The organism is Baaleninema simplex PCC 7105 (assembly GCF_000332355.1).
GTDB lineage: Bacteria > Cyanobacteriota > Cyanobacteriia > Cyanobacteriales > Geitlerinemataceae > Baaleninema > Baaleninema simplex.
On sequence record NZ_KB235958.1, the window covers coordinates 3,477,571 to 3,490,670 of the forward strand.

General features: G+C 54.8%; 13 protein-coding genes and 1 pseudogene. 4 read left to right on the forward strand and 10 right to left on the reverse strand.

Going from position 1 to position 13,100, the window contains the following annotated elements:
* Nucleotides 1–52: 52 nt before the first annotated feature.
* The 3 genes from labA to GEI7105_RS0117755 all read right to left on the reverse strand — a co-directional run bounded on the left by labA (nt 53) and on the right by GEI7105_RS0117755 (nt 2,249).
* The gene (gene labA, locus GEI7105_RS0117740) at nt 53–574 is read right to left on the reverse strand and encodes a low amplitude/bright protein LabA (RefSeq protein WP_026097752.1); all 522 of its coding nucleotides are present in this window, start codon (nt 572–574) and stop codon (nt 53–55) included.
* Nucleotides 575–896: 322 nt separating this feature from the next.
* Entirely contained in the window at nt 897–1,535 is a 639-nt protein-coding gene (locus GEI7105_RS0117750; RefSeq protein ID WP_017661778.1) for a response regulator transcription factor, read from the reverse strand.
* Nucleotides 1,536–1,703: 168 nt separating this feature from the next.
* Nucleotides 1,704–2,249, reverse strand: a complete 546-nt coding sequence (locus GEI7105_RS0117755; protein WP_017661779.1) for a (2Fe-2S) ferredoxin domain-containing protein — start codon at nt 2,247–2,249, stop codon at nt 1,704–1,706.
* Nucleotides 2,250–2,559: 310 nt separating this feature from the next.
* Between GEI7105_RS0117755 and groES the strand changes: the two genes are divergently transcribed.
* Nucleotides 2,560–2,871, forward strand: coding sequence for a co-chaperone GroES (gene groES, locus GEI7105_RS0117760; protein WP_026097753.1), 312 nt, complete (start codon nt 2,560–2,562; stop codon nt 2,869–2,871).
* A 70-nt stretch (nt 2,872–2,941) separates the two neighbouring features.
* Nucleotides 2,942–4,579, forward strand: coding sequence for a chaperonin GroEL (gene groL, locus GEI7105_RS0117765; RefSeq protein ID WP_017661781.1), 1,638 nt, complete (start codon nt 2,942–2,944; stop codon nt 4,577–4,579).
* A 111-nt stretch (nt 4,580–4,690) separates the two neighbouring features.
* Here the strand turns inward: groL and GEI7105_RS0117770 are convergent, their stop codons facing one another.
* The 4 genes from GEI7105_RS0117770 to GEI7105_RS39510 form a co-directional block, all read right to left on the reverse strand.
* A complete protein-coding gene (locus tag GEI7105_RS0117770; RefSeq protein WP_017661782.1) occupies nt 4,691–5,935 on the reverse strand; it encodes an FAD-dependent hydroxylase in 1,245 nt (414 codons plus the stop codon).
* Nucleotides 5,936–6,115: 180 nt separating this feature from the next.
* Nucleotides 6,116–7,414: a 2'-O-glycosyltransferase CruG gene (gene cruG, locus GEI7105_RS0117775; RefSeq protein WP_017661783.1), complete on the reverse strand. Its 1,299-nt coding sequence runs from the start codon at nt 7,412–7,414 to the stop codon at nt 6,116–6,118.
* Between the two features lie 57 nt (nt 7,415–7,471).
* Nucleotides 7,472–8,404, reverse strand: a complete 933-nt coding sequence (cruF, locus tag GEI7105_RS0117780) for a gamma-carotene 1'-hydroxylase CruF (RefSeq protein WP_026097754.1) — start codon at nt 8,402–8,404, stop codon at nt 7,472–7,474.
* A 35-nt stretch (nt 8,405–8,439) separates the two neighbouring features.
* Nucleotides 8,440–8,583, reverse strand: a complete 144-nt coding sequence (locus GEI7105_RS39510) for a hypothetical protein (protein WP_218959076.1) — start codon at nt 8,581–8,583, stop codon at nt 8,440–8,442.
* On the opposite strand from GEI7105_RS39510, the gene GEI7105_RS0117785 reads away from it, so the two are divergent.
* Nucleotides 8,574–9,635 (forward strand): alcohol dehydrogenase catalytic domain-containing protein, encoded by a 1,062-nt coding sequence (locus GEI7105_RS0117785; protein WP_017661785.1) that lies wholly within the window; start codon nt 8,574–8,576, stop codon nt 9,633–9,635. The genes GEI7105_RS39510 and GEI7105_RS0117785 overlap by 10 nt on opposite strands.
* On the opposite strand, the gene GEI7105_RS31125 is transcribed toward GEI7105_RS0117785, so the two are convergent.
* Nucleotides 9,632–10,045 carry an STAS domain-containing protein gene (locus GEI7105_RS31125; RefSeq protein WP_017661786.1) on the reverse strand — a complete coding sequence of 138 codons (414 nt, stop codon included), beginning with the start codon at nt 10,043–10,045 and terminating at the stop codon, nt 9,632–9,634. The genes GEI7105_RS0117785 and GEI7105_RS31125 overlap by 4 nt on opposite strands.
* A gap of 247 nt (nt 10,046–10,292) precedes the next feature.
* Between GEI7105_RS31125 and GEI7105_RS31130 the strand changes: the two are divergent.
* Nucleotides 10,293–11,590: pseudogene (locus GEI7105_RS31130) on the forward strand (RNA-guided endonuclease InsQ/TnpB family protein).
* Here GEI7105_RS31130 and GEI7105_RS0117800 read toward each other — a convergent pair.
* Nucleotides 11,565–12,755 (reverse strand): histidine kinase, encoded by a 1,191-nt coding sequence (locus tag GEI7105_RS0117800; RefSeq protein ID WP_017661788.1) that lies wholly within the window; start codon nt 12,753–12,755, stop codon nt 11,565–11,567. The pseudogene GEI7105_RS31130 and the gene GEI7105_RS0117800 sit on opposite strands and share 26 nt — an antisense overlap.
* Before the next feature lie 9 nt (nt 12,756–12,764).
* Nucleotides 12,765–13,001: a hypothetical protein gene (locus GEI7105_RS0117805; protein WP_017661789.1), complete on the reverse strand. Its 237-nt coding sequence runs from the start codon at nt 12,999–13,001 to the stop codon at nt 12,765–12,767.
* Nucleotides 13,002–13,100 lie beyond the last annotated feature (99 nt).

Below are 13,100 nucleotides of genomic sequence, written 5' to 3' on the forward strand. Positions count from 1 at the left end.
CGATCGCCTCTCGGTCGATCGGTTCTGTTCTCCTCTTGTTAGGGAATCGAGTTTAGTAATCGGTTTTCTCGATTTTCTCGCGAATGTCGTTGAGGTCGATGTAGCGATCGGTGGCGTTTCGCAGTTCCCGAGCGATCATGCCTTCAGTCGAAACGACGGTAATATGGGTGTTTTTCGATCGCAGCAGTTCGATCGCCCGCTCGAAATCCCCATCTCCACTAAATAACACCACGCGATTGTACTGCTCGACGGTGTTAAACATATCTATAACAATTTCAATGTCTAGATTGGCTTTTTGGGAGTAGCGACCGGAGTTGTCGTCGTAATATTCTTTAAGAATTTTAGTACGGACGGTATAGCCGAGGCTGATGAGGGCATCGCGAAAGCCCCGTTGGTCTTGAGGATCTTTAAGTCCGGTATACCAAAACGCGTTGACGAGGGTGGTGCTGGCGTGTTCGTGTTTGAAATAGTCGAGAACCCGGCGCGGGTCGAAAAACCATCCATTTTTTTGTTGGGCGTAGAACATATTGTTCCCGTCAACAAAGATAGAGAGGCGATCGGTGTCATAAATCATGAAAATGTATACCTGGTTTATGCGTAGTTTAGACGTAAAATTTACGGTAGGATGTGTAACTTAAAATCGTGCTGACCGATAAATCGTCACGATCCGATGCTACATACAAGAGTTGCTGTCCTCGTCGATCGTTGCAAACGAAGACGAACGCTTTCGGTCGCCCGCATTTGAAGCTCGCGACCCGCTCGATCGCATAGCTTAACATTTTGATAAATATAATACGACGGGAGGCTCGGCATCAACTGAAATACAACTGCCGCGAGATTCGCATCGATCTCGTATCTGCTGCGCTCTCGGGCTTGGGTCGGGGAGTGGCTCGGTTTTACACCATATTGGTTTCGATCGCCCAGCGAGCCAATTCGGTACGGTTGTGTAGTCCTGTTTTGCCGAGCATATTGGAAACGTGACTTTCGATAGTGCGCTGGCTGACGTTCATTTCTAACGCGATTTCGCGGTTGGCCATTCCTCGGGCCACCCACTGCACCACTTTCAACTCTGTCGGAGTCAGTTCTACGCCAGCCCGGACTTTTAACGGCGGTGCGTTATCGCTTCCGGCCAGTTTGCGAGCCAGCAGTCGCGAAGCTTGGTTGAGAGCGGCTTCGACTTGGGCGACTAACTCGTCTGGCTCGAAGGGTTTGACCATGTAAACGTCGGCCCCCGTGTTCAATCCCTTGACGCGATCTTGACTTTGTCCTTTCGCCGACAAGAAAATCACGGGAATCCAGTTCGTGCGGGGGTCTTCGCGCACGTGTTCGACGAACGTGTAGCCGTCCATTTCCGGCATCATCACGTCGCAGATAATTAAATCGGGAAGCTTTTCTTCAAGAAGTTCGAGGGCTTCGCGTCCGTTTTCAGCGGCGATGACTTCATATCCCCGAAATTCGAGAAAATCCTTGACCAATAAAATTAAATTTGGGTCGTCATCAATCAGAAGTAATCGTTTGTTGCTGCTGGTCTTCATAGTGAGCGATCGCTGTTCGGGAAAATTATAGAGATATCAGTATTTTTGACGGCATAGCTCGGCGAAGACCGGATTGAGAACTGTTCGGGCTAAAACCCCTGCCGTTCTTCACTTCGACTCCGCTCGACCGATTTCCATGATAACCCAGCTTGGTGGCCGTGTCGCCCGTTAACGCGTGGTGGTTTGACTCGGATCGTCCGTATTTTTAACAAGAGGGGAGGCGTCGGCGGACATCGCTGCGATCGCCCCAGGTAACGGACGTTCTAAAAAGGCGTATTCTTCGACGATGCGATCGCCGATCAGATGTTCTTGAATAATCCGTTCGATAACTGGTGGCGTCGCGCCGCGATACCAAACCCCATCGGGATAGACCACGAGAACCGGTCCTTGAGTACAAACACGCAAACAGTTCGCCTTCGTCCGGAAAATACAGGTCGGTCGATCGTCGGTGGCGCGATCGAGCTTCAGTTCTTTCAGGCGTCGTTTGAGGTAATCCCAGGCTTCGATCCCTTCTGCTTTCGAGCAGCATTTGGGTTTCGTTTGGTCGGCGCACAGCAAAACGTGGCGTTCGATCGCCCGCAAGCCGAGACTGTCAATACAGGCGGCCAGAGATGCCGTACAGCCTTCGTTCTCGTCGGGGTTGGCAGAAGGGTCGGCGGGTATCGTTTGATTTTCAACCGTCGGGTCGGACATTTGCAGTTCGATCGCTTTCAAAGGCAGTTTTTCTCATTTTAGTTCGGAAACCCGTACTACCCAACGAGTTGCCTCGGACAAATTCGCTCCGCTAAATTAGCACTCAGAAGTCGAGAGTGCTAATCCACCCGATGCGAACTCCTCGACTTCCGGCACGACACCCGCGTTTCCGAAGTTTCGGAGAGGGGAATCGTCGCCGCCGCAGCTTAAAGTTTGTGCGATCGAACCGCGAGCCGCAATCCCCGCAGCACTTCAGTTCGATCGCCGACAAACCCAGCTCGATCGATTTCTCGAAAAGTGTAACGTATCTGTAAAATTTGGAGAATTCCCTATGGCAGCCGTATCTCTGAGTGTTTCCACCGTCAAACCGCTAGCCGATCGCGTTTTTGTAAAGGTGAGTGCCTCGGAGGAGAAAACCGCCGGCGGCATCCTTCTGCCGGACACCGCTAAAGAAAAACCCCAAGTCGGTGAAGTCGTGCAGGTCGGTCCTGGCAAACGCAACGACGACGGATCTCGTCAAGCAATGGACGTCAACGTCGGCGATAAAGTCCTCTACTCCAAATACGCTGGCACGGACATCAAACTCGGTAGCGACGAGTTCGTTTTGCTGTCTGAAAAAGACATTCTGGCGATCGTTCAGTAAAACCGTCGCCCTCACTAATTACTCCCCTCAACTATCGACACACACAGCGAGATTAACGAAGTAGGAAACTATGGCCAAACGGATCGTTTATAACGAAAACGCACGTCGCGCCCTGGAAAAAGGCATGGATATCCTCGCCGAATCCGTTGCCGTCACCCTCGGTCCGAAAGGTCGCAACGTCGTCCTTGAGAAAAAATTCGGTGCGCCCCAAATCGTCAACGACGGGATCACCATCGCTAAAGAAATCGAACTCGAAGACAACATCGAAAACACCGGTGTTTCTTTGATTCGTCAAGCTGCCTCCAAAACCAACGACGCCGCTGGAGACGGAACCACCACTGCGACGGTTCTGGCTCACGCAATGGTCAAAGAAGGTCTGCGGAACGTGGCGGCTGGCGCCAACCCCATCGCCATCAAACGGGGAATCGATCGCGCTACCGCTTACCTGGTGGACAAAATCGCCGAACACGCTCGTCCCGTCGAAGACTCCACCGCCATCTCTCAAGTCGGTACCATCTCAGCCGGTAACGACGAAGAAGTCGGCCGCATGATTGCCGAAGCGATGGATAAGGTGGGCAAAGAAGGGGTCATCTCCCTCGAAGAAGGGAAATCCATGACCACCGAACTGGAAATCACCGAAGGGATGCGCTTCGACAAGGGTTACATCTCGCCCTACTTCGCCACCGACACCGAGCGAATGGAAGCGATTCTCGACGAGCCTTTCATCCTGCTGACGGACAAAAAAATCAGCCTGGTGCAAGATCTCGTTCCCGTCCTCGAACAAGTGGCGCGGTCTGGCAAACCCTTACTGATTATCTCCGAAGATATCGAGAAAGAAGCCCTGGCGACCCTGGTGGTCAACCGCCTGCGCGGAGTGCTGAACGTGGCGGCCGTGAAAGCCCCCGGATTCGGCGATCGCCGTAAAGCCATGCTCGAAGACATCGCCGTTCTGACCGGCGGTCAAGTCATCACCGAAGATGCGGGTCTGAAGCTGGAAAACGCCAAAATCGATATGCTCGGCACCGCTCGCCGCATCACCATCACCAAAGACACCACCACCATCGTCGCCGAAGGCAACGAAGCCGGTGTTAAAGCTCGCTGCGAGCAAATCCGCCGTCAAATGGAAGAAAGCGATTCTTCCTACGACAAGGAAAAACTGCAAGAGCGTCTGGCGAAACTGTCCGGTGGCGTAGCCGTGGTGAAAGTCGGTGCGGCGACCGAAACCGAAATGAAGGATCGCAAGCTGCGCCTGGAAGATGCCATCAACGCGACCAAAGCTGCCGTTGAAGAAGGGATCGTTCCCGGTGGCGGTACGACTCTGGCTCACCTGGCGCCGCAAGTCGAAGAGTGGGCGACTAGCAACCTGGCCAACGAAGAGTTGACCGGTGCGCTCATCGTGGCTCGCGCGTTGACTTCTCCGCTGAAACGGATCGCTGAAAACGCCGGACAAAACGGCGCGGTGATTGCCGAGCGCGTGAAGGAAAAAGACTTCAACGTCGGTTACAACGCGGCGAACGGCGAGTTTGTCGATATGTTTGAAGCGGGTATCGTCGATCCGGCGAAAGTGACCCGTTCGGCAACCCAAAACGCGGCTTCGATCGCGGGTATGGTGTTGACGACCGAGTGCATCGTGGTTGACAAACCCGAACCTAAAGAAGGTGCTGGCGCTGGCGCCGGTGCTGGTATGGGTGGCGATTTCGATTACTAAAATCGCCTCTGGGGTGGGGACTTCTCACCCCAAATTGAATTTCAAAAACCCCTCAGACAATGTTTGCCTGGGGGGTTTCGCTCGTAAATGTTGGCTGTACTGCGATCGCTACTATTCTCGTGCCAACTGCGGCTGACGCCCCAACAAACCGGTCATCAACTGCAACGCCAAGGTTTTGGCAGGCTGTACGTTTCGCAACACCCACAATCCCAACTGACGTACCGTCACGATGGGAAGAAAATCGTTCGAGAACGTGCGATCGAGCAAATCCGTAAAGCCTAAAATCGTCCAATTTTCCCCACGACGCCAGCGTTCGTACCGTTCTAACACAGACAACGACCCAATATCGTTACCCTGGCTACAGGCGTCTCGTATCACTTGCGCTAACGCTGCCACATCGCGAATTCCCATATTCAATCCCTGGCCGCCGACGGGATGACAGCGATGCGCCGCATCTCCCACCAACGCCACGCGATGTTTGATATAGCGATCGCTTTGCATCAACTGTACGAGAAACACGCGACGGGGACTGATGACCCGCACGCGCCCCATCGCATCGCCGTAGTGACGCTGTAACTCCTCGGTAAAGGCATCTTCGTCCATTTCTGCCAATTCTCGAGCTTTCCCGTGGGGTGCCGACCACACCACGTTACAGCGATCGCCCGTCAGGGGCAAAATGGCAAACGGCCCGTTTTTGCGAAAGCGTTCGTAAGCGATGTTCTCGTGAGATTTCTCTGGCTTGACTTTGAAGGTGACGCAGGATTGCCAATACTGCCAGCCTCGAGTTTGAATTCCGGCGGCGGTGCGAACGCGCGATCGCGCCCCGTCTGCCCCAACCACCAACCGCGCTCTAAGCTGGTGTGGCGTACCTTCGAGACTGTACGTCACCGTGGCGCAGTCGTCCCCGTACTCCACCGCGAGAACCTCTGCCGGACAAGTCACCCGCACGTTTTCGACGCCCCGTAAAAACGTTTGCAGCGTACTCAACAGTGGCGTGTGTTCGGCAACGTAACCGAGGCGGTCTAAACCCACATCTGAGGGAACAAACTGCACGTCACCGGAGCGATCGCCGTCCGAGAGGCGAATTTTCGTAAAGGTGGTAATTTTCGGCAAAATGTCTTGCCACACACCGATGCCGTTCAAAATGCGTCCAGTGAGGAGCGTTAAGGCATAAACCTGCGATCGCGCGGCAGCGGCGTCTTGTGTTTGTGCGTCGAGGAGCCTCACCCGTAATCCCGAATCCTTCAACGCACAGGCGAGGGTGGTTCCGGCAACGCCACCGCCGACGATGGCCACGTCGCAGTCAACAGCAGGGTTAGCAGTATCCTGGGTTTGAGAAAGCGGCTCTTGGGACATTAGCTGACTTGAAATGTAACGGTTTATCAAGTTTTTCTTGTTTAATTACTATATTGCCAACAATTCTCGATTCGTGCAGAATTTGTTTTTTCACGTTCTCCTTGTTACAGTCACCAGTCACCAGTCACCAGTCACCAGTCACCAGTCACCAGTCACCAGTGAAGAGATGACGAGAAACTGTTACCCGTCCTCACTCTTCCCTCTTCCCTCTTCCCTGAAGAAGCTCCCTTGCTCCTCACCATAAACCCGGCCGCGCCACTGAGTCGGAATCTCTGAGGCCGATTTCCAGATTCGCAGAACGGCGAGGGGGTCGGCGAGGGGAGAGAGCCAGAACAGCCAAGATAGGCGAGCGTCTCGGAGATCGTAAGAGGGAGCGATCGCTATTCCGAGGGCAAAACGAATTGCGAGTAAGCCCGAGTTGAGGTAAAACAGCAGCGACGCCGGAGACAGCGAAACGGTCGGAAACGGCGAAGCGTCCGCAAACAGAGACGCCACAATACCTGCGACGACGACCAGCGGCGGCAGCGCCTGTACGCAAGAGAGAAACCAGACATCGCCCCATGTTTGACCCGACGAGGCGGCATCCTTGAGATCGAGAGAGCGCCCCCACTCGCGCCAAGTTTCCATCGCACCTTCGTACATCCGAACTTTCAGCAACGTCGAACCGTCCCAAAATCCGACTTTAAACCCGCGAGCTGCTGCCGTTCGCGCCAGGGTCACGTCATCGCAAAACGATCGCCTCGCGCAAGTGTACCCATCCAATTCTTCCAAGAGCGATCGCCGCACCAAAAAACACTGGCCGTTTGCCATGACCCGTTCCGAACTGTCGCTGCGGCTGCCCGTCGGACCGAAGCGATACACTAACGTCATCAACAACGCCGGTTGCAACATCAGCTCGCCGGGATGCTTCAAAATAAACTGCGGCGACAGGGACACGAGATCGTATCCTTCTGCTTCGGCTTCTGCCACCAAACTCGCCGCCAAACCGGGCGCTGGGCGCGTATCGGCATCGACCCCCAAAATCCACTCGACCGGTCGAGCATCGCGGGAACAGTTCGACCCAGAAGCCACTGGCGGTTCAGATAACGGCGTACCCGAGAGATAGGCATAACCGTTGTGAAGGGCCCAAGGACGCCCCACCCATCCCGAGGGAAGGGGATCGTCTTGTATTAGGCAAAGGCGGGGATCGAACTGCGCCCGTTCTTTGACGATATCGACCGTTCCGTCCTGGGAGTTGCTATCGACGACGACGATTTGGCGGACTTCGTGGCCTTGTTGGCTGAGACCCTGCAAACAGGGACGAATGCGGTGAGCTTCGTCGAGCGTCGGCACGACGATCCCCACGGTTCCCACCGATTCGCTAGAGACAGTTTGCGGCTGTAGGGGCGGTTTGCGGGTCGGACCTTCGAGCAACCGCGACAGCAAAATCGCTACAGCGGGAAGTTGTATTAGCAGGAGAACGAAAATCAGAACGTCCATGCAGATCGAATCGGTGGAACGGCGTATTGAGGGTGGGAGCGAAACGAGGGGCAGATACTACTTGGCAGCGGTTTCGAGAGGGGGAAGAGCGAGGTCGTCAGCCACGCGATCGGTATTTTGGGAATCTGAGGGATCGATCGCCCGTTCGGGAGCCAGACGCCAGAAGGCGATCGCTGGAACTACACCGAACAGCACGCTGAGCAGCGTCGGAACGGTAAACTGCGCGTCCAGCAATACCAGGGTAATGGTTGCGCCGAAGCAGAAGTTCACCAGATAGACGAAAACGGGAACGCCCAGATGTCGGCGCGACAATACGAACTGGTCTTTATTTTGCAGGGCGGTGGCGACCGTCATGTAGAGAACGCCCGTCCCGATCCATCCGGCAATGTTGCGATAGGGCATTCCGAAGAACTCGCCCACTTCTTCAAACGCCCAAAACGGATAGGGCGTCTGGCTCATGGCGGGATCGAGAACTAAATCCCAAGCGGTTAGGAGTAACGCGCCGAGGGCGATCGCGCCGATTTGACGCATCCAACGGGGAGCTATGGCGACGGCTTCCATCGCGCTTCGGGCGAGCAGGTAGCAGACGAACCCCATGTAAAACCAGGATAGGGGAATGGTGAAGGGAACCAAACCCGCGATTTTGTAGCCTAAGCCGTCGAGGTAGTGATAAGACCCGAAGGGAAAGCCAGTACTGGTTCCGAGGAGTTCGCTACTGAGGGAGAGGAGAACGGAGGGAGTAAAGAACGCTAACAGCGGTTTCCATCCGAGGGTGCGATAGGTGAAGAGGGCGATCGCGACAGCCCCGAGCAGAATGTAACTGACGCCCCCTTGGGCCATACTCCACCCGAAGAGTTTGAGACCGAAGGGTGAAAGCTGTCCGATCCATTCAGGGTGGGGCAGAACGATTAACAATCCTGCCAGCCCGAACGCCATAGAAAAGGCGTGCAGTCCCAGGCTGGAGCGTTCGGCAATCTTGAGATGCTGCATTGTTAACTTTTTTTACGAAAACACTGCCTATCAGTTTACAAACCTTTAATCCATTTCGGGAGCCGATCGCGATCGCTTCCGTGGTTTTTCCCGTCCCACGCTAGGATAGAACCCAAAACGATCGCGCCTGTAAGGGTGTGGGTAGTGGGATTGGGAGCCTGAAGCGCGCATGAAAGCACAAGTATTTCGAGGAGTCGATCGCCTGTGTTACGAAGACCTCCCCCAACCGACGATCGCCGCTGACGAAATTTTGCTGAAGGTCGAGGTGGTGGGGGTCTCGCCCCACGACTTACGGGCGTTGACTTCGAGGGAAACCGAGTCGCCTTGCGTGTTGGGAAGCGAGATTGCGGGGACGATCGCCGCTGTGGGTGACGACGTTAGCCAATGGTGGGTCGGGCAGCGTGTGGCGACGGTGTCTCGCATTCCCTGTATGCGCTGCCGCGAGTGTCTGCGCGATCGCTTTTCTTTGTGTTCGGTCTATCGAGGCATCACGACGACGGCCGGATTCACCCCGAGCGGGGGAGGATTTGCTGAATACGTGCGCGTTCCGGCTCATCTGGTCTGTCACGGCGGTTTAGTGCCACTTCCGGGTCACGTCACCCTCGATCGCGCCTGTTTGCTACAACCGGTAAATCTCTCTCTGAGCGCGATCGAACGCTTGCAAGTTCGCGCCGGACAACTGGTGTGGGTTCTCGGAGCCGGTTCGATTGGGTCGATGTTCGTCTTACTCCTAAAACGTTTCGGGATGCGGGCGATCGTCAGCGATCCCAACCCCGATCGCCTCGAAGTCGCCCTCGACTTGGGGGCCGAGGCCGTCTTTTGCGGAACTAGCGACGACTTACACACGAAAATTCGCGCCTTTACCGACGGTGAAGGCGTCGAAGCGGCTATTCTGACTGCCCCCTCCAACGAGAGCTTTCTCAACGCCCTCGATGGCTTGCGTCCTGGCGGTAAACTCCTGGGGTTGACCGACTACGCCGAAAACGGCACTCTGTTGTTCGATCCGCTCTCGTTAATGCGCCGTCAAATCGACCTGCTCGGCTGCGGGGGGATGTCGTTTCGCTGGCAACCTACGGCGATCGATCTGGTGTTCGACTACCGCCTTCCCCTCGAGTCGGTCGTCAGCGATCGCGTTTCTCTGTCGGAATTGCCCGAAATCGTCGCACGGGCGACTGCTAGCAAACCCGCCACGCGAAAAATTTTGGTCTATCCCGATTCCCGTTCGGGTTAACGGGTCGAGGACGTCGTTGCTTGCGATCGCGATTTTTTTCGCGGCGAGATCCGACGGCGATCTCGTCGCAGCGCTTCGTCCGTCGCTTCCTCCGAGCGATCCGATCGGGCTTCTTCGTCCTCGTCCCCTTGAACTTCAAAATACTCCGTCACGAGGGCAGCCTCGAAAATCGCCCGAACTGCTGCCGTCGGATGTTGCAAGATCAGCCGACTGCGGCGTTTTTCTGCCAGACGTTGCAATCGCGTCAACAACAGCAGCCCCGCGTGAGAAATGGTTTTCACCTGGGAGAGATCCACAATCCACAGGGGAGAGGCGTGTTTGTTCGAGAGAATATAACGGTTGACATCGTGTTGGAGTCGCCCCGCGCCGATTAAATCGAGTTTGCCTTGGGGTCGCAGTACAATAGCCATGGGTCGCGATCGCCTCGTTTGAAACTTCCGTTCCAGAATCCCAGATTTCCGAACGGCGCTCCGTTACCTCGATCGAGCTGTCGCGTGACCCTACCCGAGAATTTTCAGCGATCGCGATCGCAGCTACCAAGATCCGTCGCAGTGCTCCGCCCATAGCCGAGGGCTTGGGGGGTGGTGAAGCGACGGGAGGGAGTAGTTCACTTAAGCCTAGGAAACAAATATTTATTTCATAGGCTATAATAATTTCATGCTAAACATGACGTGGGAATTCAAGCTAGAGCCAACGGCGGAGCAGGTTTCAGACATCGAACACATTTTGGATGTGTGCCGCAATGTCTGGAATTTTGCCCTGCGGGAACGTAAGGATTGGCTAAATTCCCGAAAGTCGCCCGTGAATGCGTGTTCCATTCAGCAGGAATACATCTTGCCTGCGGATGCACCATTTCCCAGCTATGCGCGGCAGTGCAAGTCCCTAACTGCGGCCAAAGCTGAATACCCCCGATTGAAGACTGTCAACGCTCAGGTTCTTCAACAAGTCATCCGAAAACTGGAAGCCTCCTGGGAGTCGTGGCGGTTAAAGCGTTCGGGTCTTCCACGATTCAAAAAAACAACCGGATGCGAAGCTTTGTCTTCCCCCAGATGCTCAAAAACTGTGTGTCTGACAAAGGGATTAAGTTGCCTCAGTTGGGATGGGTTCGGGTTCGGTGGTCGCGGAAAATTCCTGATTTATTTCAGGTTAAGCAAGCCCAGATTGTCCGCAAGGCATCCGGGTACTTTGTCGTGCTTAGCCTTCAGGCTGACGTCGATATTCCTGCTGTAGCCCCTCACGGGCATCCGGTAGGGATTGATGTTGGCCTAGAGTATTTTCTCTCAACTTCTGATGGAGAGCAGGTCAAGCGACCTCGCTTCTTCAACAATCTGCACCGCAAGCTGAAATCGCTGCAACGCCGATTGAAGAAAAAGCAGAAGGGGTCAGCTAACTGGCTGAAACTCCAGAAGAAGATTGCCAGAGTCCATCAACGGATTGCCGATACGCGAAAAGACTGGCATTTTAAGCTGGCTCATCACCTCTGCGACGGTGCAGGGATGATTTTTGTCGAAGATCTCGACTTCCGTATCATGGCTAAGGGAATGTTGGGCAAGCACACCCTAGATGCTGGATTGGGTCAATTTGTGAATCAGATCCTTCCCTGGGTGTGCTGGAAGCGCGATGTCTTTTACGGCAAAGTTGATGCCCGTGGCACTTCTCAGGAGTGTCCGGATTGTGGAGTGGAGGTTCGCAAAGACCTCTCAACTCGAATCCATCACTGTCACAACTGCGGGTCAACAAAGCCCCGTGATGTGGCGAGTGGACAAGTTATCTGTACCCGTGGGCAACGGGGAATCGAAACTGCCTGTGGAGGGGAGGCGGCGGGGACTGAGGTTACTCAGTCTAGCTGGCACCTGTTGAAGCAGGAAATCTTTGGGGCGACCCAAGGAATCTCCCTGCATACCCGCAACGGGTTGCTGGGAGAGGATGTCAATCCCGATAGACCGGCAGCGTGAAGTGAAACGTGCTGCCTTGTCCGGGGGAAGAATCGACCCAAATTTTACCGTAGTGCGATCGCACCACCCGCAGACATAACGCCAATCCCAAGCCGTAACCGTCCGTTTTTTCGTCCCGCTCGAGCCGCACGCGATCGTCGAAAATCTGTTGTTGCTTGTCGAAGGGAATTCCCGGCCCCGTATCGCTGATACTCACTTGAATTTTCTGAGCCGTCCGGTGTAACAAAGACACCGAGATCGTGCCGCCAGCGGGGGTGTACTTCATTGCGTTGTCGAGTAGGTTCGTCACCACCTGGCGGATGCGCTTCGGATCGGCGTAGGCGAAGGGAAGGTCTTGAGGCAGATCGGTTTTCAGATCGAGATTTTGCGCGTTGCAGCGATCGCGCTGTCGTTCGAGCATATCCCGACACAACGTCGCCAAATCGACCTTTTGCGGGTGAATCGCCAGATGGCCGTCGAGACTTTGGGAGGTCTCTAGCACGTCGAGAATCATCTGCTCGATCTGACGCGTTTGCGTGCGGGCGTGATGCAAGAGTTGGTCGAACAAGCCAGGATTGGCATCTCGTTTGGAGTGGTTTTGGGGTCGGTTGAGAGCCTCTAGGGTTTCGATCGCGATCGAGGTCGATGTCAGCGGATTCCGCAAGTCGTGCGCCAACATCGACATCAAGCGATCCTTAAAGCGCAGTTGTTCTTGCAGTTCTTCCTTTTCCTGCTTTAAGCGAAATACTTCGTCGGACAGTTGGATAATTTCAGCAGAGGTCGCCAACGACGGTAAACAAGTTGGGATCGACGACCCGTCGCGGCTATCGCTGTTGTCAGTCAGCGTTTGACAGCGTTGAAAGAATTCATCGACCGAGCGTTGCCACTGCGGCCAGAACCGTTCGAGTTGGGCGGCGATATTCGCCCCAGTCAACCGTTGTCTGGGTTCTGGGTGGAGTTTGATCAGCGTCGGGGTGGCGATAAGCTTGAAATGTTCGGCTAAGTAGGGTTGCTCGCTGACGTCGATCGCTTCGAGGGCAAAGTTCCCTGCCTCTTTGACCGTGTCTAAATAGCGTCGAATACTTTGGAGTTCTTCCCAGGAACTCGATCGCCGATCGACAAACAGCAACAACTGTAGTATCGCATCGGGGCGATCGTCGAAATTGGGAAATACGGATCGAGTCATCTCGGGTTTCTACTCAATATCCAAAGCCGAACCTCTGCGCCAAACCGTCAAACCGACCGGTAAACTCGCGATCGCTGACAGACCGTTTGCATCGAACAGTTCGACCGTCTGTCGATCGCGATCGCAGTGCCGACCTCCCCAGATAGAAGCAGTCGTGCCAGTGAGTTCGAGACGCGATCGCCGCACACGACTGGCAAAATCGTACTGAGGGCGGCCGGTCGAGCGAGACAGGAGATTTCGAGGCATCTCGTTTGACACCAAAGCGTTTCACCAACGATCGTGACGAGGCCAGTTTGTCCAACTCGTGCAAAGGGCTTCTCTTCTACTTTAATATCTTCTTTAGAT